Source organism: Kaistia sp. UC242_56 (assembly GCF_044452255.1).
Taxonomy (GTDB): Bacteria; Pseudomonadota; Alphaproteobacteria; order Rhizobiales; family Kaistiaceae; genus Kaistia; species Kaistia defluvii_A.
This window is the reverse complement of sequence record NZ_JBIOAN010000002.1, coordinates 4,264,869-4,289,585: the sequence shown is the minus strand read 5'-3', so window position 1 is coordinate 4,289,585 and position 24,717 is coordinate 4,264,869. Positions and strand designations below refer to the sequence as shown.

Below are 24,717 nucleotides of genomic sequence, written 5' to 3'. Positions count from 1 at the left end.
TCTGGATAGCGCTGTCGGGTGGTCGCTGCCAAGCGCCAACGCCTCGCTGGGCGGCTGCGATGGTCGTTTGCCGGTTTGCAGCGGCGCGGCGGCATGGCTATGCCTTCGCGCTGATGAGGATGGAGGCATGGTTCATGGCGGTTCCGACCAGCAAGGCTGAGCTTCTCGAGGCGATCGAAACCAGCTTCGCCAAGCTGATGCAGGACCTTTCGACCGTGCCGGCCGGTCGGACCGCCGAAAAGACGCTGGAGGGGCATGTGCGGGATACGCGCATCAGCGTGCACGACCTCGTCGCCTATCTGACGGGATGGAACGAGCTCGTGCTGAAATGGCATGCGCGGCGCGATGCCGACCTGCCTGTCGATTTTCCCGAGACCGGCTATGCATGGAACCAGCTCGGCGCGCTGGCGCAGAAATTCTACGCCGATTATGAGGACGTGCCCTTCGACGCCTTGCTGAGGCGTTTCGCTGATGCCAAGGCCCTCATCATTGAGCTTATCGAGCGCCAGGACGATGCCGCGCTCTATGGCGAACCCTGGTACGGCGCCTACACGATGGGCCGGATGATTCAGTTCAATACATCCTCGCCCTATGTGAATGCGCGTGGGCGCCTGCGCAAATGGAAGAAGGAAAACGGCATCGCCTGAAGCGCTGCCGTGCCGCTTTTCATGGAATTCGCGCAATTGTGGCGCGGCGATACCACAATCGCGCGTTATGCGGCAGGAAGCGCGCCGGCGGTTCCATGGGTGGCGGCGCTTCATCATGCAGGGGAAGCCCGATGGCCAAGACAATCCTCGCTCTGACGCTGGCGGTGCTGGCCGCCTCCAGTGCGAATGTGCACGCCGCCGACCTGCCGCTCGGCAGCCGGATCACCGCCGTGACCGTGCATCCGCAAGGAGCGGCCGTGCTTCGTGAGGCGGCGTTCTCGGTGCCGCCCGGCGTCAGCGTGCTGGTAACGGATGATCTGCCGGCCGATATGGTCGCCGACAGCCTGCGGGTCGAGGGCCTGGCGGCGGGCGGCGTCACCATCCGCTCGGTCGAGACGCGCGACGCCAAGGTGGATGCGGACGCCGATCCGGCCCGCGCCGCTATCCTGGCCGAGATCGAGGCGCTGCGGGATCGGCTCGGCGCGCTCGACGACAAGCGGGCGGCGCTGGATCTGCGCGTAAAATTCATCGACCAGTTGGCCGAGAGCGTGCCGCAGGGTCTGGCCAAGGGCATGGCGGAGGGCAAGTCGATCGGCGACTGGGTCCTGACCGCCGAAGGCCTCGGCCTCGAGCGGGAGAAGATCGACCAGCAGCGCGCGGCAATCGCCATCGACCGGCGCGGCATCGAGAAGACGCTTGCGACCCGGCAGTCCGCGCTGGACGATTTTCCGGTTGCGGCGCCAAAGCTGGAGGCGCGGATCGAGCTTCTGGCCAATCAGGCAGCGACCGGCAAGCTGACCCTCGGCTATCGCACGCAATCGGCGGGATGGAGCCCGGCCTACGACATCTCGCTCGCGCTCGGCGAAGCGTCGGCCGAGCCGAAGCTGGAACTGGTCCGCCGGGCCGAGCTGCATCAGGAGACGGGCGAGGATTGGGCCGGCGTGGTGCTTTCGCTTTCCACCAGCCGTCCTGCCGAAGGCACGCAGGCGCCGGAACTCGGCGAAAGCGTCGTGCGCTTCGCGCCGCGTTTCGCCCAGGACGAGGCCAGCGAATCGATGGCGCTGGTGCGCCCGGCGCCCGCGCCCCCGGCGCGTTACAAGATGGAGGCCGCCGACGGTGGCGCGGATGCGATCCCACAGGCCGAGGCGGTTGCCGATTTCGGCGATTTCCGTGCCGAGTACCGGATTGCGGATCCCGTTTCGGTCGCTTCGGGGGAGGGCAGCCGCTCGGTGCGGATCGCGACGGAAGATCTGGCGCCGACGCTGGAGGTGCGCGCCGTGCCGGCGGTCAGCGACGCCGCCTATCTGACGGCGCGCTTCCGCAACACTTCCGGCGCGCCCTATGTCGGCGGAAATGCGGTGCTCTATCGCGATGGGGCTTTCGCGGGGACCGTGCCGCTTGCTTTCACCGCGCCCAATGCGGAACTGACGCTGGGCTTCGGCATCGACGACAAGGTCGCCGTCACCCGCACCACGCTGGAGCGCAAGACCGGCGAGCGCGGGCTGATCTCGTCCGAGAAGACCGACGAGCGGCGCTATCGTATCAAGGTCGAGAATCGGCACGCCCGGCCGATCTCGATCGTCGTGCTGGACCAGCTTCCCGTCTCCGAGGCCAAGACCATAACCGTGCAGGCTTTGCCGGAGGCGACGCCGCCGACCGCGAGCGCCGTGGACAGCAGGCGCGGGGTGGTCGCGTGGGGCTATGATTATGCCGCCGGCGAAACAAAGGAGATCACCCACGCCTTTGCCGTCAGCTGGCCGGCCGATCAGGACGTATTCTGGGAGAATTGAGGGTCTGACATGCTCCGGCGGGGGTCGCGCCGGGCAGTTGGAGTCTATATAGTCCGCGCGCTTCGTCCTGGCAGCCTGCCGGGACGAAGCCTATCGCGCGCCGCGCATTGCGGCACAAGCAGTGGCTGGACGTCGAAAAAGGAAGTCTCAATGGCGAATGTAGTCGTCGTCGGATCGCAATGGGGCGACGAAGGCAAGGGCAAGATTGTCGACTGGCTCTCCGAGCGCGCCGACATCGTCGTGCGCTTCCAGGGCGGACATAACGCCGGCCACACGCTCGTCATCGACGGCGTTTCCTACAAGCTCAGCCTGCTGCCGTCCGGCGTCGTGCGTCCGGGCAAGATGGGCGTCATCGGCAATGGCGTCGTCGTCGACCCGCATGCGCTGGTGGCCGAGATCGGCCGCCTGGCCGCGCAGGGCGTCGCCGTCTCGCCCGAGAATCTCCGCATCGCCGAGAACGCCGCGCTGATCCTGTCGCTGCATCGCGACCTCGACGCGTTCCGCGAGAACAGCAATTCCGGCACGCGCATCGGCACCACCAAGCGCGGCATCGGCCCGGCCTATGAGGACAAGGTTGGCCGTCGCGCCATCCGCGTCATGGACCTCGCCGACCTGCCCGCGCTGCGCGACAAGATCGAACGGCTGCTGGCGCACCACAATGCGCTGCGCCGCGGTCTTGGCCAGGAAGAGATCCTCGCCGAAACGCTCTATGAAGAGCTTGCCTCGGTCGCCGACAAGGTCCTGCCCTTCATGGATTCCGTCTGGCAGCTGCTCGACCGCGAGCGCCGCGCCGGCAAGCGCATCCTGTTTGAAGGCGCCCAGGGCGCGCTGCTCGACATCGACCACGGCACCTATCCCTTCGTGACCTCGTCCAACACCGTGGCCGGCCAGGCCTCGACGGGTTCGGGCGTCGGTCCGGGCGCGGTCGGCTATGTGCTCGGCATCACCAAGGCCTATACGACCCGCGTCGGCGAAGGCCCGTTCCCGACCGAGCAGACCGGCGAGATCGGCGATTTCCTCGGCACGCGCGGCCATGAATTCGGCACCGTCACGGGCCGCAAGCGCCGTTGCGGCTGGTTCGACGCGGTGCTGGTGCGCCAGACGATCCGCACTTCCGGCATCACCGGAATCGCGCTGACGAAGCTCGATGTTCTCGACGGCCTTGAAGAAATCAAGATTTGCGTTGGATATAGGCTGGATGGTCGCGAAATCGACTATCTTCCGGCTTCGCAGGCCGCGCAGGCCCGGGTCGAGCCGATCTACGAGACGCTGGAAGGTTGGAAGGATACGACCGCCGGTGCCCGTAGCTGGAACGATTTGCCGGCGCAGGCCGTAAAGTATGTCCGTCACGTCGAGGAATTGATCGGAGCGCCCGTCGCGCTCCTGTCGACCAGTCCGGAACGGGACGATACAATTCTGGTTCAGGATCCGTTTCAGGACTGAGGTTGTCGATCACAGGCGCCGGTTCGGACGTGTAGTTAGTAGAATGGGACGATGACCGACTATTACGCGGTATTGAAAAAGGCGGTTTCCGGGTTCGAGAGCGAATCCGGCGACGCGCGTCGTTCAGTTTACGACAAGGCGCGCACGGCGCTGATCGGACAGCTGAAGTCCATCGACCCACCTCTGACGACCTCCGAGATCTCGCGCCAGCGCCTGGAATTGGAAGAGGCGATCCGCAAGGTCGAACGCGAGGCCAGCGCCGCGCGTCCGGCCCCGGCTCGCGTCAGCGCCGCGGCGGCCGTCGCCGAAGCGCTGGCGGTTCCCGACGAGTCTGTCTCGCTGGACGAATCCGAATATGCCGAGGAGCTCGAGCACGAGCTGGAAGAGACGGTAGCGCCTCCGCCACCGCCTGCGCCGACCCCGCCGCCGGTTGCGCCGCGTCCCCGGCCGCCTGCGCCGCCGACGCCGCGCGCGCCCGTTGTTGCGCCGACCCCGGCGCCCCCGCCGCCGCGTCCGCCGCAGGATGTCTATCCCGAAATCGACAGCGACGACGAACACGATCATCAGCCCGAGCACGAGCCGGAACCCGACTGGCACGAGCCGGAGCCGCCGGCGCCCGTGCGGCAGCCGCCGCCGGTGCAGCCGCAATGGCCGCAGGTTTCGCCCACCAAGCCGAGCGCCTATGACCGCGCCGCGCCGCAGGGCCGCCGCGAGCCCCCCATGGTTGCGCCCGATCCGATCGACGAGCCGCGCTTCGATGTCGATGCGGATCACGATGACGGTCGTCATTTCAGCGCCGACGCCGATTGGGCGCCGGAGCCGATGCGCGTCACGCCCATGGGCAATGACGGTGTCGAGGAGCCGCGGGAGCGCCGGGCGTCGCGCCGCGAGCGCAACCGGGATGCCGAGCGTCCGCCCGTCTATGTCGAACGCGCCAAGCCGTCGCGCTGGCCGACCCTTATCCTGCTGGTGCTGATCGGCCTGATGCTGGGCGGCATTGCCGCGCTCGCCTGGTCGCAGCGCGGCGTGGTCAAGGACGTCATCGGCGACCTGATTTCCTCGGCCGACACCAGCGCCAAGCCGACGCTGGGCGAGGATCCGATCCCAACCGCATCGGCTCCCGTCAGCAGCAAGAACGCGGATCGCCTGGGTGGCGCTCCGGAAGAGGCGTCGCCCAAGGCGGTGCGCACCGTCGAGGCGCAGCCTGCCACGGACGGCGAAGAGGCGGATCCGCTCGCCGGCGTCATGACGCCGGATGGTACGGGTCCCGTCGCCGCGGCACCGGCGGCGTCAGAGCCCGCGGCCAGCGAGCCTGCTCCGGCTGAAGCTCCCAGCGCGCCGGCCGCCGGCAGCGCCGATGAGTCGCTCGTCGCACAGAAGGCCATTCTGTACGAACAGCCGACCGACGGCAGCCAGAACGTCAAGATCGTGAATGCCAACGTCACGTGGAAGTTCAACGCGAACTCGCCGAACGGTCCGGAGATCCAGGCCAATCTCGATGTTCCCGAAAAGAACATGAAGGTGACGCTGAACATCCGGAAGAACAACGACCCGGCGCTTCCGGCCAGCCATCTCGTCGAGATCGTCGTCGATACGCCGGCCAATTTCGCGGGTGGCGGCATCAAGTCGGTGCCGGCGCTGGTGATGAAGCCGACCGAGGAATCGCGCGGCCAGCCGCTCGATGGCGCCGCGGCGAAGGTCGCCGACGGCTTCTTCTGGATCGCCTTCTCCAACGATGCCGGCCCGCTCGCCCAGAACGTCGCGCTCATGCGCGAGCGCAACTGGATCGACCTGCCAATCGTCTACAACAACGACCAGCGCGCGATCCTGACCTTCGAGAAGGGCACGCCCGGCCAGCGGGTCTTCGACAAGGCCATGACCGCCTGGGGCAACAAGTAGTCTCCCACCCAGCAGGATGGACCATGAAGATCCGGCTCATCCTGCATGGCAAGGCGGCGCGGGATCCCCGCGTCCGCGAGGCGGTCGGCGCGGTTCGCGCTGATGGCCATGTCGTTGAGGTCCGCGTCACCTGGGAGGCGGGCGACGCTGGACGTTTCGCCCGCGACGCCGTTGCCGATGCGCATCGCGGCGCGATCGATTGCATAGTGGCTGGCGGTGGTGACGGCACGGTCAACGAGGTCTTCGCCTCGGCGCTTGGCGCGGAGCCGCCGGACTCCTGCACGTTCGGCATCCTGCCGCTCGGCACCGCCAACGATTTCGCGCATTCCACCAACATTCCCGTCGATGATTTGACCGCGGCGCTTCGGCTGGTCGTCCAGGCGCCAGCCTCGCGCATCGACGTCGGCAGCCTGAACGGTCGCGTCTTCGTCAATCTCGTCTCGGGCGGCTTCGGCTCCCGCGTCACGGTCGAGACCGATCCCGACCTGAAGCGGCGCCTCGGCGGGCTCGCCTATGTCGTGACCGGTGTGACGCGGTTTCGCGAGCTCTCCGCCAGCCAGGGCCGCTTCCGCGCCGAGGGCTTCGAGTGGGAAGGCAGCTTCCTGGCGCTCGCCATCGGCAATGGCCGCCAGGCCGGCGGCGGCATCGTGCTGTGCCCCGAGGCGCGCCTCGACGACGGTCTGCTCGATCTCGCCATCCTGCCGGAACTGGCGGGCGACGCCCGCCTCGATGCCTTCACGCAGCTCTTGCTGCAGGGCGCGGCGGCGGTCGAAAGCCTGCAGGTCAAGACGCGCAGTTCCTGGATCGAATTCGATTCGCACGAGGCTCTGCACATCAACCTCGACGGCGAACCCGTGAAGACGCGGCACTTCCGTGTCGAATGCCGTCCCGCTTCCCTCCGCGTCCATCTCGGTCGGACTCCGCTCAACGGCACCGCATAGCAGCTCGTCAGCGAGGGGTCTTGCACCGCGCCGCGTCCTCGGCCATGCTCCGGCCATTCCGAGGGGTGTTCGCGGACGCGAGCTGAGATGGCCTAGGGCCGAACCCTTCGAACCTGATCCGGGTCATGCCGGCGAAGGGACGGGAAGCTGGTTCACGACGTCTGCTCGTCCCCATCGCTATAGGCATGGCCTCGTCCGTATTCCGGAGGAGCGGCTTCGCCATGGTGGCAAGGGCTGAGTTTGAGGCGGGAGACAAGCGGCGCGGCTGGATGGCCGGCGTCCTGCGGGGCCTTATCGTCGCCGTGGCGCTGGTCGCCATCTGGCAGGCGGTGATCCTCGTCTTCGCGCCGCCGCCCTTCATGCTGCCGCCGCCCTCTCGCGTCTGGCGCGCTCTGGTCGAGCGCCCCGATCTCTGGCGGCGCGATGCCGTCACCACCCTCATCGAGACCGTATCCGGGCTGATCACCGGCGCGCTGGCCGGCATCATGCTGGCGCTGGTCATGACCTTCGTGCCGGCGATCCGCCGCATCCTGATGCCGCTGCTGATCGTCACCCAGGCGTTTCCCGTCTTCGCCATCGCGCCGCTGCTCGTTCTCTGGTTCGGCTTCGGCATCGGCTCGAAGATCGTCATGGCGACGATCGCCATCTTCTTCCCCGTGGCCTCGGCCTTTCATGACGGTCTGGCCCGTACCGAGGCCGGGCTGATCGACCTGAGCCGGCTCTATCGCGCCCGGCGCTGGCAGGAAATCCTCTATCTCCGTGTGCCCGACGCTCTCCCGGCGCTGGCCTCCGGCCTGCGGGTCGCCGCCGTCTATGCGCCGGTCGGCGCGCTGATCGGCGAGTGGGTCGGCGCCTCCTCCGGGCTCGGCTACGCCATGCTGATGGCAAACGGCCGTGCACAGACCGACGTCGTCTTCGCCGCGCTGGTCATCCTCGCCGCCATGGCCGTGCTGGTCCGCGCCGTGGTCGAGATCGCCACCCGCCATATCGCCCCCTGGGCGCCAGAACCCTCCGCTAACATTCTGCATCTGCAAAGGAAAACGCATGAAACCCTTCATCCGGCTCGCGGCGCTCGGTCTGGTAGCGGCCCTGACGATCGGACCGGCTCAGGCGGCCGACAAGCTGACCGTGCTTCTCGACTGGTTCTATAACCCCGACCACGCGCCACTGGTGATCGCCAAGGAAGCCGGCTTCTTCGAGAAGCATGGCCTCGACGTCGAGATGATCGCGCCGGCCGACGCCTCGGCGCCGCCGCGGCTGGTTGCTGCCGGGCAGGCCGACATCGCCATCACCTATCAGCCCGACCTGATGCTTCAGGTGAAGGAAGGCCTGCCGCTGACCCGCATCGGCACGCTCATCGAGACGCCGCTCAACGCGCTGATCGTGCTCAAGGACGGGCCGATCCGGTCGCTTGCCGATCTCAAGGGCAAGAAGGTCGGCTATTCCGTCGCCAGCCTGCAGAACGCCTATATCGGCGCGATCCTCAACTCGGTCGGCCTGAGCGAGAAGGACGTCGAGATGGTCAACGTCAACTTCAACCTCTCGACCTCGCTGATGTCCGGCCAGGTCGATGCGGTCATCGACGGCTATCGCAATGTCGAGCTGATCCAGCTTGGCATCGAGGGCAAGCCGGGCGTCGCCTTCTTCCCGGAAGAGCATGGCGTGCCGGCCTATGACGAACTGATCTATGTGACGCGCAACGAACTGCGCGGCGACCCGCGCATGGCCCGCTTCCTTGCCGCCGTCGAGGACGCGACGATCTTCCTGACCAATCATCCGGACGAGGCGCTGGCGATGTTCGTCAAGTCGCACAAGGAACTGGATGACAAGCTGAACCGCGAGTCGTTCGCGGCGACCCTGCCGCGCTTCGCCAAGCGTCCGGCCGCGCTCGACATCGGCCGCTATGACCGCTTCGCCGCGTTCATGAAGGCGAGGGGGCTGCTGGACACGGTCCCGCCGATCGACAGCTACGCGATCGCACCGCGCTAATCGTTTCAGACGAAACCTTGACCCAGCCCTCAGTCGCAGCAGCGGAGGGCTGGGTTGATCGGCTCGCGGCGCCTAATCGGGAAGGCCCGCCATCTGCAGGCCTTCCATGTATCGGTCGAGCGCCGGGCCGGCGAGGTTCTGGATGCCTGCGCGCACGCCGGCCAGGGTCAGCGCCGGGTTCTCGGCCAGCAGCCGGCGCACGGCATGCCGCGCCAGGCTCGTCTGGCCGGCAAGGGCTGCCGAGGTCGCGAGCAGGCGATAGGCCCAGACCATGCCGGGGCGGCCATGCAGTGCCTGCGCTGCCCAATGCGCCGCCTCGGCATAATGCCCGAGCAAGAAGTGGCAGGTGGCCATGCCGGCGAAGGCATTGAACTGGATCGGATCTTCAGGGCTCAGCGCGATGGCTTTCTCGAAGCTCTCTATGCCCAGTTCCGGTCGCTCCGAATAGGCCTGCGCGTAACCCAGCCGGGTCCAGGCCCAGGCGAAGGTGCTGTCCAGCGCGATCGCCCGCTCGATGAAGAGCAGTGCCCGCGACTGGTCGGTTTGCAGGATGGAGAAGGTGGCGCCGATCGCGGTCATGACGAGCGGGTCCGGCTCCGCCAGTTCCGCGGCCAGTTCGGCGAGGTCGATGGCCTCGGCGCGATCCCGGATGGGATCCTCGGACCAGAGATAGGTGATCTGCTGGCTGAGGCACCAGCCCTTCAGGCTGAGCGCGCCGCTGGAGCGGGGATCGATCGCCAGCGCCTTCTCCAGCAGCGCCAGGGCGGCGGCGTTGTCCTCGCGCCGATGGGCCCAGAAATGCGGCATGGCCTGCAGGATCAGGTCGTGCGTCTTCAGCGTCTCCGCCGTCTTGCGCTTGGCCCGTTCGATCTCGGCCGTCCGGATCGCGGGACGAAGCGCGCCCGCGACCAGCGTCGCGACATCGTCCTGCAGCGCGAGCGGATCGTGGATGGTGCCGTCCTTGCGGCCGGACCAGAGATGCGCGCCCGTTTCGGCCTCGACCAGCTGGGCGGTGACGCGCAGCACCTCACCGGACTGGCGCACGCTCCCCTCGATCACGTAGCGCACGCCGAGATCGCGGCCGAGCGAGCGCACGTCGGTCGGCTTGCCCTTGTAGGTGAAGGCGGAATTGCGGGCGACGACGCGGATGTCGCGCACGCGCGACAGCGTCGCGGTCATTTCCTCGACCACGCCATCGGCGAAGGATTCATGATCGGCGCGCGGCGACAGGTCGTCGAAAGGCAGCACCACCGTGAGCGGGCGGAGATCCGGCGCCTCCGCCGGTTTCAGGGCGGGAACCGCCAGGCTGCCGGGGGTCAGCGTCTGCCCCGCCGTCGGCACCAGGCGCGGCATAGGCTTGCCCTCGGGCATCCAGAACCAGGCTTCGACGGGGTAGGGGATGCTGCGCAGGGACAGGAAACCGGCCGGCTTGAACGCGGCGGCGGGCTCGCCCAGCAGCTGCCAGCGCACGGAATGGGTGATGGCGATACCGCCCGGCGGGGCGGCCGTCTGCAGCCGCATGGCAAAGCCGATCGCAGCGCCGAAGCGGTCGTCATCGGTCAGGATGAGGTCGGCCAGAACGATCGCGGCCCGGACTTCGATCGGCGGGCGATCACGCGCCGCATTGCGGGCGGCCATGCCGTTTTGGAAAGCCATCGTCCATTCCACGGCGTCGAGAACGCTGGCGAATTCGATCAGGCCGCCATCGCCCATCGTCTTGATGATATGGGCGCCAAAGCGGGCAATCGTCGGACGCACGAGGTTGCGATAGATCGAGCGGACTTCGCGGATCGCGCCGAGCTCATCCCGCTGGATCAGCTCCGAGTAGCCGACCATATCCAGCGCAGCAATGACGGTCAGTCGACGACGCGCGCGCGCCATGATGGTTCCCCGACACCGAATTGTATGAGCAATGTGGCCCGCCGAAGCTTACGCTGGGGCACGTCCCTATCAGCCGCATACAACATCGCCGTCGCTTTCGCAACGGTTTCGTTTGTCAGGAAAGTCGAAAGTGTCTCGCGTTGGCAGAAATGTCGCCCAACGCGGCAGGACCGGCGCCTGAGCCTCAGGCGTCGGTCGCGGCGAGCTCGTCCTCGCCATGGTTGCGCTCGAGATCCCGAGCGCCCCTTTTGACGGCCTTCTGCACCTTTTCGAAGGCGCGGACCTCGATCTGGCGAACGCGTTCGCGGCTGACGCCGAACTCGGACGAGAGTTCCTCGAGGGTCATCGGGTCCTCGGCGAGGCGGCGTGCCTCAAAGATCCGGCGTTCGCGGTCGTTCAGGACGCCCATCGCATCGCGCAGCAGCTGGCGACGGTTGTCGGCCTCTTCCTGGTTGGCGAGGATGGTTTCCTGGTTGTCGCTGTCGTCGACCAGCCAATCCTGCCACTCGCCGCCTTCGGTGTCGGCGCGAAGCGGCGCGTTCAGCGAGGCATCGCCGCCGAGGCGACGGTTCATCGAGATGACGTCCTCGGTGGTGACGCCGAGCTTGGTAGCGATCTGCTCGACCTGGTGCGGCTTCAGATCGCCTTCCTCGAGCGCCTGGATCTGGCTCTTCATCTTGCGCAGATTGAAGAACAGGCGCTTCTGGTTGGCGGTCGTGCCCATCTTGACCAGGCTCCACGACCGCAGGATGTACTCCTGGATCGAGGCCTTGATCCACCACATGGCATAGGTCGCGAGGCGGAAGCCCTTTTCGGGCTCGAACCGCTTTACGGCCTGCATCAGGCCGACATTGCCCTCGGAGATCACTTCGCCGATCGGCAGGCCGTAGCCGCGATAGCCCATGGCAATCTTGGCGACGAGACGCAGATGGCTCGTCACCAGACGGTGCGCGGCGCTGCGGTCGTCATGTTCCTTGTAGGCCTTGGCCAACATATATTCTTCATCCGGCGCCAGCATGGGAAAGCGGCGGATGTCGTCGAGATAGCGTGAGAGTCCGGCTTCGCCGGACGCGATGACAGGAAGACTTGCTCTGGCAGCCATATGTGCCCCCTCCGTTCTTGCCGGCGTTCCCCGAAAGCCAACACCGGTCGCGGCCATGTTGGCCCGCATGGAGATATATAGGCACGAAATACAAGTTTAACAGGACTCATCGGTCCCAAAGCATCACAGTCCGGTGAAAGCCTCGATCAGATTGGCCAGATCCTCGGGCGGCTCACTTTCGAAATGCAGCGTTTCGCCGGTTGTCGGATGCTCGAAACCGAGCAGCCAGGCATGCAGCGCCTGACGGTGGAACGAGGCGATCGCCGAGCGCGCCGGTTCCGGGATCAGGCTCATCTTGGTCAGGAAGCCCTTGCCATATTCCTGGTCGCCGATCAGCGGATGCGCCATGGCCGCCATGTGGACGCGGATCTGGTGCGTGCGGCCGGTTTCCAGCCGCAGGTCGATCAGGCTGGCGATCGGGTTCTTCGGGTCGCCGAAGCGGTCCTGCACCGTGTAGTGGGTGATCGCTTCCTTGCCGCCGGTCTTCAGCACGGCCATCTTCAGCCGGCTGGTCGGCGAACGGCCGATCGGCGCGTCGACGAGGCCATAGGGCAGGGACGGCACGCCCCAGACGATGGCGCGATAGCCGCGCTCGAGCGGGCCGGTGCGCCCATGGTCGGCAAACTGGTTGGCCAGGCGCTTGTGGGCGCGGTCGTTCTTGGCCACGACCATAAGCCCGGTCGTGTCCTTGTCGAGCCGGTGCACGATGCCCGGCCGGCGCACGCCGCCAATGCCGGAAAGGCTGTCGCCGCAATGGGCGATCAGCGCGTTGACCAGCGTGCCCGACCAGTTGCCGGCGGCCGGATGGACCACGAGGCCTGCCTGCTTGTCGATGACGAGCAGGTCGCTGTCCTCATAGACGACGTTGAGCGGGATCGGCTCGCCTTCCGGCTCCGGTGCGACGGCCGGCGGCACGGCGACGCGGATGACGTCGCCCGCGTTGACCGCCTTTTTGGCCTCCACTATGGTCGCGCCGCCGATAGAGACGTGGCCGGCCTCGATCAACACCTTGAGGCGGCTGCGGGAAAGCTCGGCGATCGCGGTGGCCAGATAGGCGTCGAGGCGACGGCCTGCCGCGTCCGGTTCGACCACGAGGTCGACGATTTCCTCGCCGTCATCCGGAAACTGATCCATGGTCAACTCTACTTCCTCTTCGAACCAGCCCGGCGCGCAGCAGCCCGGCGGCGATACGCCCCTCGATCCCGCCGTCGAGCGCGTCCGGCTGAAGCTGAGACGTCTGATCCTGGTATCGAGTTTGACGGTGGTGCTCGGCTTCGTCGCCGTGCTGTTCGCCGTCATCTATCGGATCGGCCCCGGCGGAAGCAAGTCCGGTCTCACGCCATCGTCGGCGGAACTGCGCATCGAGCAGGCGATTCCAGTCGGCGCGCGGGTCATTTCCTCGTCGCTGAACGGCGACCAGTTGGCCCTGACGCTGGATGCTGCCGGCGCCACCCGCGTCGTGATCCTCAACATCAATACGGGCAAGGTCCTGCGCAACATCACGCTGGGCGTCACGCCGTAGGATTTCCGCCATTTGGCCTCCCTGCGGCGAAGTTCTGCACAGGGAGATGCGAAGAACCTTGGCGAGATGGCTTGCCAAGGTTCCGATCACCCGGTATATCGCCGTCATCCGCAGCAAACGGATCCGCGCCCATCGTCTAGCGGTCAGGACGTCGCCCTCTCACGGCGAAAGCAGGGGTTCGATTCCCCTTGGGCGTACCAAAATTTGCACCTCCCCCAGAAATGATTGATCTCTGAGTTTTTGTTGCCTCAACGGCTCTAGTCCTGCGTTGGGACCCGTTCAGCCTTCCAGTGGCTTGCCGGCGACGTAGTCGCTGAGCCCCGCGACGAGGTGGTCGAAGACCAGCCGCATCCGACGCACCGTGCCGAGATCCTCATGCATCGCGACCCAGCATTCGAGCGGGTAGGCGAATTCTTCCGGCACGAGATGCACCAGATCGGGATCAAGCGCCGCGAGACGGCTCTGGCAGCCGCCAATCCCGAGGCCGGCGCGGATCGCGGCGAGTTGCGTCGTGTCGCTGTCGGTGCGCAGGCTGAACATGTCTCGCGTCAGCGGCAGGCCGAGCTTCTGCAGGGCGCGGATGGCCGGGGAATCGCGGTCATAGCCGATCAACGCATGGCCTGAGAGCTCGGCCAGCGTCCTCGGCGTGCCGCGCTGCGCCAGATAGCGCCGATGGGCATGCAGGCCGATATCGACCGCGCCGATGCGCCGCGCCAGCAGCGCGCCCTGGGTCGGCCGCGCCATGCGCACGGCGATGTCGGCCTCGCGCCGCATCAGGTCCTCGTTGCGGTTGGACACCACCAGCTCGATGGCGATATGCGGATGCCGCTCCAGAAAGGGCCGCAGGATGGCCGGCAGGATCTCGGTGCCGACCACCTCGCTCGCCGTCAGCCGGACCGTGCCGCGATCCTCGCGCGCTTCGCCCGAGGCGGCGCGGACAAGGGCATCGGCCGCGGCCGCCATGGTTGCCGCATGCGGTTCCAGCTCCAGCGCCGCCTCGGTCGGCGTCAGGCCCGTGCGGGAGCGCGTGAACAATACGACGCCCAGCGATCGCTCCAGTTCGTCGATGTGACGGCCGATCGTCGGCTGGGTCAGGCGCAAACCGCGCGCGGCCTTCGAAAGGCTGCCATCGCCGAGCACGGCGAGGAAAGAGCGGAAATGATCCCAGGATGGCGTCATAATACAAGAATGTATGACTGCTATCCAAAGTTCAACAATTTAAAATGGAAGCGCGACGCGCGATCTTCTCGTCATCGGAACGACAGGAGATGATCATGACGGATAGCAGGATTGCCTTGGTGGTTGGCGCAACGGGCGGCGTCGGCGGCGCAGTGGCGCGCGTGCTGCTCGCCCGTGCCTGGAAGGTGCGCGGGCTGAACCGGGACCCGGCCGCGGCCAGCCGCAAGCCGGGCGGCGAGGGCATCGAATGGGTCCGGGGCGACGCCATGAACGCCGCCGACGTAATCGCCGCTGCGAAGGGCGCCGAGGTGATCTTCCATGGCGCCAATCCGCCCGGCTATCGCAACTGGAAGGGTCTGGCGCTGCCGATGCTGGAAAGCACGATCGCCGCGGCCAAAGCGGTCGGCGCGCGCATCGTCTTCCCGGGCACGGTCTACAATTTCGGCCCGGATGCGCGGCCCCTGGTCAACGAGACCGCATCGCAGCGGCCCACGACCCGCAAGGGCAAGATCCGTGTCGCCATGGAGCAGCGTCTGCGCGAGACGGCGGCGGCGGGAACGCCGGTGCTGATCGTGCGCGCCGGCGACTTCTTCGGTCCCCATGCCGGCAACAACTGGTTCACCGCTGGAATCGTCAAGCCGGGCGTTCCCGCGACGACCATCCGCTACCCCGGCAAGCGGAATATCGGCCACGCCTGGGCCTATCTGCCGGACCTGGCTGAGACGATGGTGCAACTGATCGAGCGCGCCGACGCCTTGGGGCCGTTCGAGGTCTTCCACTTCCGCGGCCACTATTTCGAGCGCGGCGTCGAAATGTCGGAAGGCGTGGCGGCGGCGGTTGGAAGGCCGGGCAGCCGGATCCGGGGCTTCCCGTGGTTCGCCGTCTATCTTGGCGCGCCGTTCGTCGAGATGTTCCGCGAGCTGATCGAGATGCGCTATCTCTGGACGGAGCGGCTCGAACTCGACAATCGCAAGCTTCTCGCCTTTCTCGGCCAGGAACCGCATACGCCGCTGCCCGAGGCCCTGCGCACGACGCTAACGGCGATGGGCTCGATGCCGGGCGCTCCTAAAGCCTGAACGGCGCTCAGGCGCCCGTGCCGGCGTGCTGGAGGGCGCGGATGCGCTCGGCGAGGCCGGGGGCGGGCGCCGGCGTCTCCTCGGGCGGCGGGGGGAGCAGGGTGACGAGACCCGGCCCCTCGTTGCGCTCGCTGGCGAGCCGGGCGACGGCGGCGCCGAACTCGATCAGTTTTTCGCGCAGCACGGCGCTTTCCTCGGCGCTGGCCGTGCCGCTCCGCTGCTTCCATCCCTCGAGATCGGCCAGGAGGGCGGCGTTGCGGCTCTCCAGTGACAGGATCCGCGCCTCCAGCTCCATCTTCTGGTCGCGCAGCGCCATGCCGCTCATCTCCGCCGCCTCGGCATCGACCAGGCGGACCGACAGGTCCTGGATCTTCGCATGCGCGTCGGCGAGGTCGGTCTCGCGCTGCTTCAATTGGGCGATCGCGGCCCGCATGGTCGATTCGCTCTCGACCTCGCGCTCCGACTGTGCTTCCACCCGCCGCCGCTCGATCGCCAGATTGGCGCGCAGCGTCGACAGCTCGGATTCAAAGCCGGCGCTCGCCACTTCATCGACGGTGGAACTCATCTTCACGGCCGCCAGCGCATCGCGAAGATTGTCGAGCTCGGTGTCGCGGGCGATGATCTCAAGCCGCTGTTCTTCGCGTTCGGCGGTAATCTTCTCCAGGCTTTCCTCCGCGCTCTCCAGCTTCAGCCGCATCTGCTGCAGGCGCTTCTCGCCCTCGGCGCGGTCCGTCGCGGCGGCGGCGACGGCGAGGTCCGCCTCGGCAACTCGTACTTCCAGTGCGGCGCGGCGCTCTTCCAGCGCGACGATGTCATCGGCGGAGAGCGTGCCCTGCGCGGTCAGGTGCGTGATGACCTCGCGCTTGCGGTTGATGTCGATTAGCTGCTCGGTCACCTGCGTCTTGAGGCGCTCGATGGTCTGGTTGAGGGTTCGCGTCGAGAGGGCGAAGCCGGCGCGGATCTGATCCTTCTCGGCCTGGATCTCGGCGCGGGTCATCGGCAGCGTGCGCTCGATGTTGCGGCGGGTGAGGCGCAAAGCGCGGCGCCAGACCGGCGGCATGACGACCAGGGCAAGGATCCCCGCCGACAGGAAGCCGAGTGCGAAGTACATCAGCGCTTCAATCAATGCACCGTCTCCGGATGTCCGTCGCGCCTGAGGACGGGCCGGCAAGGCCCAATCCCGCAGTCATCGGCTTCCCCGCGCCAGCCCACGCGCAGTTTCCCTAATGACATCCTCCGAAGCTCGGAGTCCAGCCACAAGCGCGTGTCGCGGGCCGGTCGGCGCCGGTTCCCGCGCGGTGTTGCGCCGCCGCCCGCCCTGCGGGCGTTCCAACCGATCAGAAGGGGTTCCAGGTCTGGCGGTCGGTGAACTTCAGATAGCCAATATTGAGGCCGAGACGGGCGCCCAGGCCGGAAACGATCGGCACGATGAAGACGTCGTCGCGCGAAAGCACCGTCATGCCGACGCCGCCGACCAGGAAGGCCGAGCCGTTGACGCCGCCGAAGCGCGAATAGATCGCGTTGATCGAGGGCAGATTGTAGACGAGCATCATCACGCGCGAGCCTTCGCCGCCAATGTCCCAGCCGAGCGACGGACCCTGGAAGAAGACCTGATGCTGGCCGGCATTCTTGGTGTAGAGCGTGCCATTACCATAGCGCAGGCCCGCGAACAGCGCGCCCGAACCCTGCTCGCCCAGGATATAGCCGTTCGGCATGCCGTATTTGGACACCGCGTGCTCGACGACCGAGGCGAGCCCGCCCGACACTTCGCCGAAGAAGCGATGACCCGTATTGACCAGCTCGTCGGACGAATATTGCTGCGGATTCTGCGCATAGGCCGGGCGAAGAGCGAGGAGCGGCGCGGCCAGCGCGATCAACGCGAGACAGAAAGTAAGACGCAGGCTGCGGGTCATGTCGGTCGGCTCCTTGTCGTGGCGGCTGTCATGGCACGGAACCGATCCCCGACGGGTGGCGGAAACCGGCAGCAGGCGCGCGAATCACCGACAAGAGTGTAAGTGAAAAAAGGGCGGCATTCTGGCGTGGTCCCGGCCCGCAAGCTGGCGCGCCGGTTGCAGCCTCGCGCGTGGCGGGCGGTTGGCAGCATCGCTGGGCCGGTGTATCCCCGAAGCACCTATTTTCCATGCGTTGATTCGTGCCAATCAGGGGGATGACCCGTCATGACCAATGAGATCGAACTCGAAGCCCTCGATCTCGCGGCGCTGCTTTGCAGCCGCGTGTGTCACGACATTATCTCGCCCGTCGGCGCGATCAACAACGGCCTCGAGGTTCTCGACGAAGAGACCAATGAGGAAATGAAGGCCTTCGCCTTCGACCTGATCCGCAAGAGCGCCCGCCAGGCCTCAGCCAAGCTGCAATTCGCCCGTCTTGCCTTTGGCGCGGCCGGTTCGGCCGGCGCCGAGATCGACATCGGCGACGCCGAGAAGGTCGCGCGCGGCTATATGGACGGCGAAAAGGCCGAGTTCTCCTGGACCGCGCCGCGCGCGCTGATGCCGAAGAACCAGGTCAAGCTGATCCTCAACCTCGTGCTGATGGCGACCGCCGCCGTGCCGCGCGGCGGTTCGATCAAGGTGACCGTCGAGGGCGAGCCGTCCAAGCCGGACGTCACCTTCCACTGCTCAGGCCCGAGCGCGCGCATTCCGCCCGCCTTCGAAAAGCTCATCCCGGGCACGATCGTCGACGTCAACATCGATGCGCATGCGGTGCAGCCCTATTATGCCGGCCTGCTGGCGCGCAGCTGCGGCATGACCGTGGCGGCGGTGCTGGAGGGCACGGACGTGATCATCACCGCGCGCTCGACCGCCGCGGCGCCGGTGGTTGAGGAAGCTCCGGCCGAGGCGCCCGCGGGCGAGACGATGTTCGCCGAAGCCGCCCCGGAGGCGGCCGAGCCGGTCGCCGTCGCCGCCGTGGCGGACGAGGCAACCCACCAGGCCTGATCGGCCTGACGGCTGCACCCGGCGCAGCCCTCGGAGCACATTCAAGCCGCGCGGATCGATGGATCGGCGCGGCTTTTTCTTTGTCCGGCAAAGGCTTGGAAAGGGGCGGGGGCTTGAACGTGCCATGAGAGGCCGCCGTTTGAGCCAAAGAAAAACCCCGCCGGGGGCGGGGCTTTTCACATTCCAGCCGGGGGAGGACCGGCTATGCGCTTGCGCGCATCTGAACTTCGTCGGGCTCGCGCAGCACGTAGCCGCGGCCCCAGACGGTCTCGATGTAGTTGAGGCCGTTGGTCGCCGTCGCCAGCTTCTTGCGCAGCTTGCAGATGAAGACGTCGATGATCTTCAGTTCGGGCTCGTCCATCCCGCCATAGAGATGATTCAGGAACATCTCCTTGGTGAGGGTTGTGCCCTTGCGGAGCGAAAGCAGCTCCAGCATCTGGTATTCCTTGCCCGTCAGGTGCACGCGGCTGCCATGAACCTCGACCGTCTTGGTGTCGAGATTGACCGTCAGCTCGCCGGTGATGATGACCGACTGGGCATGGCCCTTCGAGCGGCGCACGATCGCATGGATGCGCGCAACAAGCTCGTCCTTGTGGAAGGGCTTGGTCATGTAGTCGTCGGCGCCGAAGCCGAGGCCGCGCACCTTGTCCTCAATGCCGGCCAGGCCGGAAAGGATCAGGATCGGCGTCTTCACCTTGGCGACGCGCAGCGACCGGAGAACCTCGTATCCCGACATGTCGGGCAGGTTCAGGTCGAGCAGAATGATGTCGTAATCGTAGAGCTTGCCGAGATCGACACCCTCTTCGCCGAGATCCGTCGTGTAGACGTTAAAATTCTCGGACTTGAGCATCAACTCGATGCTCTGCGCCGTGGCGCTGTCGTCCTCGATCAGCAGAACTCGCATACCAATCCCCTCAATTGCCTATCCTGGGCTTGGCGCTCCGGCCTCGAAAACCGGTGCTTGGAAAACGGCTCACCCCGATTCGAAGGCTAACGCTTAATGGTTAACAAATTCTGATTCGTGCTCACAAGGGGTTCAGGCGAATTATTCGGAAATCGCCCAAGCTCTTTGAGATTCCGAGCGAATTGGTGTGGATTGCACCCTTTCGCTCAATTGCACGAAATCCGGTAACCAATTGGTCGGACTCACGGAATTAGGATGAAGGCACCGCAGACGGGGTTTACCCGCCCTTAAGCCCTCCTGCGCCATGATTAACGCGAGACGTAAACGAAAGGTTAGCGCGAGGTCGTCGGCTTAAGGTTTTGACAAGTTTGATGGCCGTTAACCACAGCGGCGACGAAAACGTCCCCGAGGCCGTCGGCATCGCAGCGCGTCTACGTCTCAGTGTTCAGGGAGTAACGAGTATGAAGTCGCGTGATAGCATCATTCGGCTAAAGCGTTTCCAGGCCGAGGAAAAACGTCGGCAGGTCAACCAGATCCAGACCATGGTCGCCGAGTTCGAGCGCATGGCCCGCGACCTCGAAGACCAGATCAATGTCGAGCAGGAACGCGCCGGCATCCGGGACACGTCGCATTTCGCCTATCCGACCTTCGCCAAGGCGGCGATGGCGCGGCGCGACAATCTCCGCGCCTCGGCGCAGGATCTCGAGGCGCAGCTGGCGGCGGCCCAGGCCGGGCTCGACCTGGCGCTCGACGATCTCGCCAAAGCCGAGCAGATGGCGCTCCGCGACCAGGAGCGAAATGCAGCCGTCGACCTAGCCGCGACGCGTCGTCCGGCCCGCTCGACCGCCGCCGAGCGGCGGTCCTGGTAGGGGGCTAACAGCATCGGCGCTGTTAGCGTTTCGTTAACCTTGCGGTAAGCGCCGGCCTCAGGCCGACGGCGTCGGATCGATCAACGCGACATGCGGGCCCGCCGTCCTCGGCAGGTGGCCGTCGAGGCGCGGATCGGTCGAGACCTCGATCGCGAACTTGAACGGCGTGAAGCCGGATCGCTTGTAGAAGCGCAGGGCGGCCGGATGGTCGAACGAGCAGGTGTGGAGCCAGACGCGCTCCGTGCCGCCGTCCCAGGCGACGGCAAGCGCCGCATTCATCAATTGACGCGCCGCGCCGGTGCCGGTCGCCTCGGGCACCACGCCAAACATGGCGATCTCGACATGATCCGGTCCACCTTCGCCCCGATGCAGTTCGGCCAGACCGATCGGCACCCCGTCCTGCTCCAGGAAGTGGATCTCGGTCGACGGCTTGGCGAGCAGGGCGGCGAGCTCGTCATCCGACATCACGGCGCGCGAGAACCAAAGCCAGTCGGTGCCGATGCGGCGGTAGAGGTCGCGATAGGCGGCGAGATCCGGCTTCACGACGTGGCGCACCGTCCGGCCGCCCTCCGCCTCGGCGGCCGGGGCAGGGCGGTTCGTCATTTCCAGATAGGTGACGACATTGGCGATCCGGCCGGGCGGCAGGTCGGTATAGCCGTCGAGGTCGAGGGCGATCGTTTCCGTCATTCCAGAATTTCCCGGTCGAGCAGGTAGCGTGCGGCGGCGATCAGCGTCGGGCGGATGTTGCCGCGCGCGGCGAAGACGAGCAGCAGCGGCTCGTTTTCGAGGAAATATTCGAGCACCGCGGCCAGGAAGCCCGGATCGCCGGCCGCATCGCGCAGCGTCTCGGGCCCGAGCCCGACCAGCGCCAGGAAGCGGCCCAGCTCCTCCGGTTCCGATGCCAGGAAGGCCAGGCCTTCGATCGCCAGCCTTTCCGCGCCCTCGAGATCGAGGGGCGGCTCTTTCTGCCGGATCATGCATTTGCCTTTCCGAAACGAATCTTCGCTAAAGTGGAGATCGATACCATCTAGTAGACGCCGTCGACGGGATCGAGGGCTGCAAGAAGGGACGAATGGCAAAGACCGTTCTCGTGGTGGAAGACAACGAGCTCAACATGAAGCTCTTCCACGACCTCCTCGAAGCGCATGGCTATAATATTATCCAGACCCGCAACGGCCTGGAAGCGCTCGAACTCGCCCGCACCCATCGCCCCGACCTGATTCTGATGGATATCCAGCTGCCCGAGGTCTCGGGCCTCGAAGTGACGAAGTGGATCAAGGAGGACGACGAATTGCGCGTCATCCCGATCATCGCCGTCACCGCCTTCGCCATGAAGGGCGACGAGGAGCGCATCCGCCAGGGTGGCTGCGAGGCCTATCTGTCGAAGCCGATTTCGATCGGCAAGTTCATCGAGACGGTGAAGACCTATCTCGGCGACGCCTGAGGCGACTTTTTCCCAATTCGTGCTGCTGGCCGGAACTGTAGCCATCATCCTGAGGTGCCCGGCGAAGCCGGGCCTCGAAGGAGGGTCCAGCGAACGCCCTTGATCTGGATCGCGAGCGGGTTTCGCCGGACTTTCGGACGTTGTCTGCATACTGGAGTGCCCCGCTGGACCCTCCTTCGAGGCTTCGCTTACGCGAAGCACCTTGTATTAGCCGGTTGTGCAAGGATGGGGGTGCCGGAGCAGGAAGAAGGTGACCGGCGGATCGTAGGCACCTGAGCCGGTTTGGGCTGATCCTGAGCTGGATCGCGGTCACCGCTTCATCGGACCCGGATGGTTGAACGAACGCAAGGTTCGCATCACAAGGTGGGGACGACGAAGATGAACCAGTCTAACACGATCGTGGCCGGCATCGACACGGGAAAGGCATTTCTCGACATCGCCATCGACGGCCGGACGGACCATTGGCGGGTCAGCAATGATCGATCCGGTTGGCAGCAACTGGCGGCGCTGTTCCACGCCGAGGGCGTCGAGCGCGTCGGCATTGAGGCGAGCGGCGGCTACGAGCGCGGTGTCGTCGCCCATCTGCGGGCCGCCGGCCTTTCCGTCACCCTTCACCAGCCGGCACAGATACGTGCCTTCGCCGCGATGACAATGCGCCGGGCCAAGAATGATCGCCTCGACGCCCGGTTGATCGCCGCCTTCACGGCGCTGCTCGCCACCACCCGCCCGGCACCCGATCCGCGTTTCCTCGCGCTCGCGGATCACCTGACTTTCATCGAACAGACCGAGGAGGACATCGTCCGCGCCAAAACCCGGATCGAGCATCAGGCCGAGCCGCGTCTGCGACGGCAGCTCGAGGCCGATCTCGCCCGTGCCAGGTCCCGGCGCGACCGCGAACTCGCCCGCCTCGAGGCGGCCTTGCGCTCCCATGCCGATCTTGGCCGTCGCCTCGATCTGGTTCTCTCCGTTCCCGGCATCGGCCTTCGGACCGCTCTCGCCCTGATCGTCGCCATGCCGGAACTGGGAACGCTGTCGCGGGAACAGGCCGCCGCCCTGGCCGGCCTGGCGCCCTTCGATCGCGACAGCGGCAAGCAGCATGGCGTCCGGCATATCGGCGGCGGTCGCGCCCGGGTTCGAACCGCCCTTTACGCCGCCGCCCTGCCGGCCTCGTATCGCTGGAACAAGGCTCTCGTCGCCATGCGCCAAAGGCTCGCCGACCGCGGCAAGACCCACAAGCAAACCATGATCGCCTGCGCCAGAAAGCTCCTCATCTACGCCAATACCGTCGTCCAGAGAGATACCCCATGGGCGATCGACGGATAATGGTTGCTCAGGATGATGGCGGAGCAGGTCGATCGGCCTGATAGACTCAGAGGCTTGGACAACTGCCGCCCTCACATTTGAGACAACAAAAAAGGCGCCGAAACGGCGCCTTTTTCGAAACTTCCGAAACCGATCTTACTTGATCTTGGCTTCGCGGAACTCGACGTGCTTGCGCGCGACCGGGTCGTACTTCTTGGCCGAGAACTTCTCGGTCATGGTACGCGAGTTCTTCTTGGTGACGTAGAAGAAGCCGGTGTCAGCAGAGCTCACGAGCTTGATCTTGATCGTGGTGGCCTTGGCCATGGTCAAACCTCAAAATTGTTGCGCGCAGCGTAGCTGGAACTGGCCCGGCGCCTTTGTGCGCGCACCCTACGGATTCAGAACTGAAAGTCAAGAAAGCTTCTTGGACACTCCCTTGGAAACTGCCTTGGGAAGGCGCGCCAGCCCGATCCGAATGATCAGCATGGCGAGATAGGCGGCGAAGAACAGGCCGATTCCGATGGCGAAGCCGTGCGGATTCCAGACATCCATCGCGACGCCCAGGGTCGCCGGGCCGACGAGCCCGCCCAGCGAATAGCAGAAGACGAAGGCGGCGTTGGCGGCGGCCAGGTCCGAGCCGGTGAAGCGCGAGCCGAGATGGGCAAGGCCCACCGTATAGAGCGAGCCGATGACGCCGCCCCAGATCGCCAGAGCGATCATCAGCGGCCAGAACGAGGCGGCCACCAGCGGCAGGATCGCCGCGCCGAGCATGCCAAAGGCGGCGATGATCATCAACAGCTTCCGCCGGTCCATCCGGTCCGACAGCATGCCCATCGGCATCTGCAGCAGAATGTTGCCGATCGTGACGCCGATGCCGAGCAGGATGACCAGCTCGCGCGTATGGCCGACGCGCTGGCCATAGATCGGCAGCAGCGCGAAGGCGCCGGTCTCGATCGTGCCGAACAGCAGCGCGGCGCCGGTGGCGGCGGGCGCCAGGAACAGGAAGCGGCCGAAGGAGTGCTTTTCGCGGCGGTCGAGCTTGGGCGCGACGGGCAAGCCGCACAGCACGGGAATGATGCCGAGCGTCAGCACGCCGGAGCCGATCAGGAAGGGCAGCATGCCCTGCGTGCCGGTCAGCGACAGAATCACCGGGCCGAGCGCGAAGCCGCCGGAAAGCACCGAGGCATAGATGCCCATGACGATGCCGCGCCGGGCGGGCGGCGCTGCCGAGCTGATCCAGAATTCCGACAGCACGAAGGTGGTGGTGACGGCCGCGCCGCCGACCAGGCGCAGCAGGAACCAGGCCCAGAAGGGCGCGATATAGAAGAGGGGCAGGGCGGCTGCGAGGGTGAGGATCGCCAGCGCCAGCAATTGCGCCGTGCCGATTCGGGCGGCGAGCTTCGAGACGAACGGGGTGACGGCGATCGCGGCCAGGCCCCAGGTGGCGGTGTTGATGCCGATCCAGGTCGAGGAAATGCCCCGGTCTTCCAGCGTCAGCGCCAGGAGCGGCAGCGTGATCGAGAAGCCGAGGCCGACGGCCGCGACGGATCCGATCGCCGCGACGAGGCCGATCGTGCCGCCGCCATCGGTCCGCCGCCCGGATGCCATGGTCATGTATTCGCCTCGGATACTGAATTGCAGCGCTGTGTCGTTAAAGGACGGCGCCGTTCTAGACGCTGCGCCGGCTGGGGTCGAGAGGGGGAGGCTGGTTCAGCCCGTGTCGGATCGGGAGCAGGAGCAGGGTTCATGGTGTCAAACTTGAACTTCACCTCTCC

24 protein-coding genes, 1 tRNA gene and 1 riboswitch are annotated in these 24,717 nt (G+C 66.2%); of the genes, 14 read left to right on the top strand and 11 right to left on the bottom strand.

All coding sequences use genetic code 11. The features are described from left to right. The first annotated feature begins 134 nt into the window (after positions 1 to 134). The 7 genes from ACHMWQ_RS22900 (at position 135) to ACHMWQ_RS22870 (ending at position 8,709) form a co-directional block, all read left to right on the top strand. Positions 135 to 647, top strand: coding sequence for a ClbS/DfsB family four-helix bundle protein (locus ACHMWQ_RS22900; RefSeq protein WP_396309246.1), 513 nt, complete (start codon positions 135 to 137; stop codon positions 645 to 647). Between the two features lie 131 nt (positions 648 to 778). Then, positions 779 to 2,437 (top strand): mucoidy inhibitor MuiA family protein, encoded by a 1,659-nt coding sequence (locus tag ACHMWQ_RS22895; protein ID WP_396309245.1) that lies wholly within the window; start codon positions 779 to 781, stop codon positions 2,435 to 2,437. Positions 2,438 to 2,587: 150 nt separating this feature from the next. Next, complete coding sequence (locus tag ACHMWQ_RS22890) at positions 2,588 to 3,880, top strand: adenylosuccinate synthase (RefSeq protein ID WP_396309244.1); 1,293 nt, start codon at positions 2,588 to 2,590, stop codon at positions 3,878 to 3,880. Between the two features lie 51 nt (positions 3,881 to 3,931). Then, positions 3,932 to 5,779 (top strand): hypothetical protein, encoded by a 1,848-nt coding sequence (locus tag ACHMWQ_RS22885; protein ID WP_396309243.1) that lies wholly within the window; start codon positions 3,932 to 3,934, stop codon positions 5,777 to 5,779. Between the two features lie 23 nt (positions 5,780 to 5,802). Continuing rightward, on the top strand, positions 5,803 to 6,720 hold the full coding sequence (gene yegS / locus ACHMWQ_RS22880; RefSeq protein WP_396309242.1) for a lipid kinase YegS: 918 nt from the start codon (positions 5,803 to 5,805) through the stop codon (positions 6,718 to 6,720). Between the two features lie 51 nt (positions 6,721 to 6,771). After that, a riboswitch (TPP riboswitch) is annotated at positions 6,772 to 6,877 on the top strand. A gap of 64 nt (positions 6,878 to 6,941) precedes the next feature. Continuing rightward, positions 6,942 to 7,871: an ABC transporter permease gene (locus ACHMWQ_RS22875; RefSeq protein ID WP_396309241.1), complete on the top strand. Its 930-nt coding sequence runs from the start codon at positions 6,942 to 6,944 to the stop codon at positions 7,869 to 7,871. After that, a complete protein-coding gene (locus ACHMWQ_RS22870; protein ID WP_396309240.1) occupies positions 7,765 to 8,709 on the top strand; it encodes an ABC transporter substrate-binding protein in 945 nt (314 codons plus the stop codon). Before ACHMWQ_RS22875 ends, ACHMWQ_RS22870 begins: the two co-directional genes overlap by 107 nt. A 72-nt stretch (positions 8,710 to 8,781) precedes the next feature. On the opposite strand, the gene ACHMWQ_RS22865 is transcribed toward ACHMWQ_RS22870, so the two are convergent. From ACHMWQ_RS22865 to ACHMWQ_RS22855, 3 genes are all read right to left on the bottom strand, one after another. Beyond that, entirely contained in the window at positions 8,782 to 10,590 is a 1,809-nt protein-coding gene (locus ACHMWQ_RS22865) for an adenylate/guanylate cyclase domain-containing protein (RefSeq protein WP_396309239.1), read from the bottom strand. 184 nt (positions 10,591 to 10,774) lie between these two features. Beyond that, positions 10,775 to 11,692, bottom strand: coding sequence for an RNA polymerase sigma factor RpoH (rpoH, locus tag ACHMWQ_RS22860; protein ID WP_354551230.1), 918 nt, complete (start codon positions 11,690 to 11,692; stop codon positions 10,775 to 10,777). A 123-nt stretch (positions 11,693 to 11,815) separates the two neighbouring features. Beyond that, on the bottom strand, positions 11,816 to 12,826 hold the full coding sequence (locus ACHMWQ_RS22855) for an RluA family pseudouridine synthase (protein WP_354551228.1): 1,011 nt from the start codon (positions 12,824 to 12,826) through the stop codon (positions 11,816 to 11,818). Between ACHMWQ_RS22855 and ACHMWQ_RS22850 the strand changes: the two genes are divergently transcribed. Both ACHMWQ_RS22850 and ACHMWQ_RS22845 read left to right on the top strand, forming a co-directional pair. Then, positions 12,825 to 13,214: a hypothetical protein gene (locus ACHMWQ_RS22850; protein ID WP_396309238.1), complete on the top strand. Its 390-nt coding sequence runs from the start codon at positions 12,825 to 12,827 to the stop codon at positions 13,212 to 13,214. The genes ACHMWQ_RS22855 and ACHMWQ_RS22850 overlap by 2 nt on opposite strands. A 125-nt stretch (positions 13,215 to 13,339) precedes the next feature. After that, positions 13,340 to 13,414: transfer RNA gene (locus tag ACHMWQ_RS22845), tRNA-Glu, on the top strand. A 79-nt stretch (positions 13,415 to 13,493) separates the two neighbouring features. On the opposite strand, the gene ACHMWQ_RS22840 is transcribed toward ACHMWQ_RS22845, so the two are convergent. Next, positions 13,494 to 14,393, bottom strand: coding sequence for a LysR family transcriptional regulator (locus ACHMWQ_RS22840; protein ID WP_396309237.1), 900 nt, complete (start codon positions 14,391 to 14,393; stop codon positions 13,494 to 13,496). 95 nt (positions 14,394 to 14,488) lie between these two features. Here ACHMWQ_RS22840 and ACHMWQ_RS22835 point away from each other — a divergent pair, with 95 nt between their 5' ends. Then, complete coding sequence (locus tag ACHMWQ_RS22835) at positions 14,489 to 15,469, top strand: NAD-dependent epimerase/dehydratase family protein (protein ID WP_396309236.1); 981 nt, start codon at positions 14,489 to 14,491, stop codon at positions 15,467 to 15,469. A 7-nt stretch (positions 15,470 to 15,476) separates the two neighbouring features. Here the strand turns inward: ACHMWQ_RS22835 and ACHMWQ_RS22830 are convergent, their stop codons facing one another. Together ACHMWQ_RS22830 and ACHMWQ_RS22825 are read right to left on the bottom strand one after the other, a co-directional pair. Then, positions 15,477 to 16,595 carry a hypothetical protein gene (locus ACHMWQ_RS22830; protein ID WP_396309235.1) on the bottom strand — a complete coding sequence of 373 codons (1,119 nt, stop codon included), beginning with the start codon at positions 16,593 to 16,595 and terminating at the stop codon, positions 15,477 to 15,479. Between the two features lie 211 nt (positions 16,596 to 16,806). After that, complete coding sequence (locus tag ACHMWQ_RS22825) at positions 16,807 to 17,382, bottom strand: DUF1134 domain-containing protein (protein ID WP_354551219.1); 576 nt, start codon at positions 17,380 to 17,382, stop codon at positions 16,807 to 16,809. 264 nt (positions 17,383 to 17,646) lie between these two features. On the opposite strand from ACHMWQ_RS22825, the gene chpT reads away from it, so the two are divergent. Next, the gene (gene chpT / locus ACHMWQ_RS22820; protein ID WP_396309234.1) at positions 17,647 to 18,423 is read left to right on the top strand and encodes a histidine phosphotransferase ChpT; all 777 of its coding nucleotides are present in this window, start codon (positions 17,647 to 17,649) and stop codon (positions 18,421 to 18,423) included. Between the two features lie 202 nt (positions 18,424 to 18,625). Here chpT and ctrA read toward each other — a convergent pair whose 3' ends face one another. Next, a complete protein-coding gene (gene ctrA / locus ACHMWQ_RS22815; protein WP_266330150.1) occupies positions 18,626 to 19,327 on the bottom strand; it encodes a response regulator transcription factor CtrA in 702 nt (233 codons plus the stop codon). Between the two features lie 461 nt (positions 19,328 to 19,788). Here ctrA and ACHMWQ_RS22810 point away from each other — a divergent pair, with 461 nt between their 5' ends. After that, positions 19,789 to 20,196 carry a flagellar export protein FliJ gene (locus tag ACHMWQ_RS22810; RefSeq protein WP_266330149.1) on the top strand — a complete coding sequence of 136 codons (408 nt, stop codon included), beginning with the start codon at positions 19,789 to 19,791 and terminating at the stop codon, positions 20,194 to 20,196. Between the two features lie 57 nt (positions 20,197 to 20,253). On the opposite strand, the gene ACHMWQ_RS22805 is transcribed toward ACHMWQ_RS22810, so the two are convergent. Both ACHMWQ_RS22805 and ACHMWQ_RS22800 read right to left on the bottom strand, forming a co-directional pair. Then, positions 20,254 to 20,883, bottom strand: a complete 630-nt coding sequence (locus tag ACHMWQ_RS22805) for a GNAT family N-acetyltransferase (protein WP_396309233.1) — start codon at positions 20,881 to 20,883, stop codon at positions 20,254 to 20,256. Next, positions 20,880 to 21,173 carry a DUF3572 domain-containing protein gene (locus ACHMWQ_RS22800; RefSeq protein WP_354551214.1) on the bottom strand — a complete coding sequence of 98 codons (294 nt, stop codon included), beginning with the start codon at positions 21,171 to 21,173 and terminating at the stop codon, positions 20,880 to 20,882. The genes ACHMWQ_RS22805 and ACHMWQ_RS22800 overlap by 4 nt, the downstream gene beginning before the upstream one ends. Positions 21,174 to 21,268: 95 nt before the next feature. Here ACHMWQ_RS22800 and ACHMWQ_RS22795 point away from each other — a divergent pair, with 95 nt between their 5' ends. Together ACHMWQ_RS22795 and ACHMWQ_RS22790 are read left to right on the top strand one after the other, a co-directional pair. After that, complete coding sequence (locus ACHMWQ_RS22795) at positions 21,269 to 21,640, top strand: response regulator (RefSeq protein ID WP_354551212.1); 372 nt, start codon at positions 21,269 to 21,271, stop codon at positions 21,638 to 21,640. Positions 21,641 to 22,018: 378 nt separating this feature from the next. Further along, positions 22,019 to 22,963, top strand: coding sequence for an IS110 family transposase (locus tag ACHMWQ_RS22790; RefSeq protein WP_396309232.1), 945 nt, complete (start codon positions 22,019 to 22,021; stop codon positions 22,961 to 22,963). Between the two features lie 135 nt (positions 22,964 to 23,098). Here ACHMWQ_RS22790 and rpmG read toward each other — a convergent pair whose 3' ends face one another. Both rpmG and ACHMWQ_RS22780 read right to left on the bottom strand, forming a co-directional pair. Then, complete coding sequence (gene rpmG / locus ACHMWQ_RS22785) at positions 23,099 to 23,266, bottom strand: 50S ribosomal protein L33 (protein WP_018181260.1); 168 nt, start codon at positions 23,264 to 23,266, stop codon at positions 23,099 to 23,101. An 87-nt stretch (positions 23,267 to 23,353) separates the two neighbouring features. Further along, positions 23,354 to 24,556, bottom strand: a complete 1,203-nt coding sequence (locus ACHMWQ_RS22780) for an MFS transporter (RefSeq protein ID WP_396309231.1) — start codon at positions 24,554 to 24,556, stop codon at positions 23,354 to 23,356. Positions 24,557 to 24,717: the final 161 nt, after the last annotated feature.

What these genes read in the sequence shown, in the direction of transcription:
- ACHMWQ_RS22900 (WP_396309246.1), top strand. Translation starts at nt 135, where the DNA reads ATGGCGGTTCCGACCAGCAAGGCTGAGCTTCTCGAGGCGATCGAAACC.
- ACHMWQ_RS22895 (WP_396309245.1), top strand. Translation starts at nt 779, where the DNA reads ATGGCCAAGACAATCCTCGCTCTGACGCTGGCGGTGCTGGCCGCCTCC.
- ACHMWQ_RS22890 (WP_396309244.1), top strand. Translation starts at nt 2,588, where the DNA reads ATGGCGAATGTAGTCGTCGTCGGATCGCAATGGGGCGACGAAGGCAAG.
- ACHMWQ_RS22885 (WP_396309243.1), top strand. Translation starts at nt 3,932, where the DNA reads ATGACCGACTATTACGCGGTATTGAAAAAGGCGGTTTCCGGGTTCGAG.
- yegS (WP_396309242.1), top strand. Translation starts at nt 5,803, where the DNA reads ATGAAGATCCGGCTCATCCTGCATGGCAAGGCGGCGCGGGATCCCCGC.
- ACHMWQ_RS22875 (WP_396309241.1), top strand. Translation starts at nt 6,942, where the DNA reads ATGGTGGCAAGGGCTGAGTTTGAGGCGGGAGACAAGCGGCGCGGCTGG.
- ACHMWQ_RS22870 (WP_396309240.1), top strand. Translation starts at nt 7,765, where the DNA reads ATGAAACCCTTCATCCGGCTCGCGGCGCTCGGTCTGGTAGCGGCCCTG.
- ACHMWQ_RS22865 (WP_396309239.1), bottom strand. Translation starts at nt 10,590, where the DNA reads ATGGCGCGCGCGCGTCGTCGACTGACCGTCATTGCTGCGCTGGATATG.
- rpoH (WP_354551230.1), bottom strand. Translation starts at nt 11,692, where the DNA reads ATGGCTGCCAGAGCAAGTCTTCCTGTCATCGCGTCCGGCGAAGCCGGA.
- ACHMWQ_RS22850 (WP_396309238.1), top strand. Translation starts at nt 12,825, where the DNA reads ATGGTCAACTCTACTTCCTCTTCGAACCAGCCCGGCGCGCAGCAGCCC.
- ACHMWQ_RS22855 (WP_354551228.1), bottom strand. Translation starts at nt 12,826, where the DNA reads ATGGATCAGTTTCCGGATGACGGCGAGGAAATCGTCGACCTCGTGGTC.
- ACHMWQ_RS22840 (WP_396309237.1), bottom strand. Translation starts at nt 14,393, where the DNA reads ATGACGCCATCCTGGGATCATTTCCGCTCTTTCCTCGCCGTGCTCGGC.
- ACHMWQ_RS22835 (WP_396309236.1), top strand. Translation starts at nt 14,489, where the DNA reads ATGACGGATAGCAGGATTGCCTTGGTGGTTGGCGCAACGGGCGGCGTC.
- ACHMWQ_RS22825 (WP_354551219.1), bottom strand. Translation starts at nt 17,382, where the DNA reads ATGACCCGCAGCCTGCGTCTTACTTTCTGTCTCGCGTTGATCGCGCTG.
- chpT (WP_396309234.1), top strand. Translation starts at nt 17,647, where the DNA reads ATGACCAATGAGATCGAACTCGAAGCCCTCGATCTCGCGGCGCTGCTT.
- ctrA (WP_266330150.1), bottom strand. Translation starts at nt 19,327, where the DNA reads ATGCGAGTTCTGCTGATCGAGGACGACAGCGCCACGGCGCAGAGCATC.
- ACHMWQ_RS22810 (WP_266330149.1), top strand. Translation starts at nt 19,789, where the DNA reads ATGAAGTCGCGTGATAGCATCATTCGGCTAAAGCGTTTCCAGGCCGAG.
- ACHMWQ_RS22805 (WP_396309233.1), bottom strand. Translation starts at nt 20,883, where the DNA reads ATGACGGAAACGATCGCCCTCGACCTCGACGGCTATACCGACCTGCCG.
- ACHMWQ_RS22800 (WP_354551214.1), bottom strand. Translation starts at nt 21,173, where the DNA reads ATGATCCGGCAGAAAGAGCCGCCCCTCGATCTCGAGGGCGCGGAAAGG.
- ACHMWQ_RS22795 (WP_354551212.1), top strand. Translation starts at nt 21,269, where the DNA reads ATGGCAAAGACCGTTCTCGTGGTGGAAGACAACGAGCTCAACATGAAG.
- ACHMWQ_RS22790 (WP_396309232.1), top strand. Translation starts at nt 22,019, where the DNA reads ATGAACCAGTCTAACACGATCGTGGCCGGCATCGACACGGGAAAGGCA.
- rpmG (WP_018181260.1), bottom strand. Translation starts at nt 23,266, where the DNA reads ATGGCCAAGGCCACCACGATCAAGATCAAGCTCGTGAGCTCTGCTGAC.
- ACHMWQ_RS22780 (WP_396309231.1), bottom strand. Translation starts at nt 24,556, where the DNA reads ATGACCATGGCATCCGGGCGGCGGACCGATGGCGGCGGCACGATCGGC.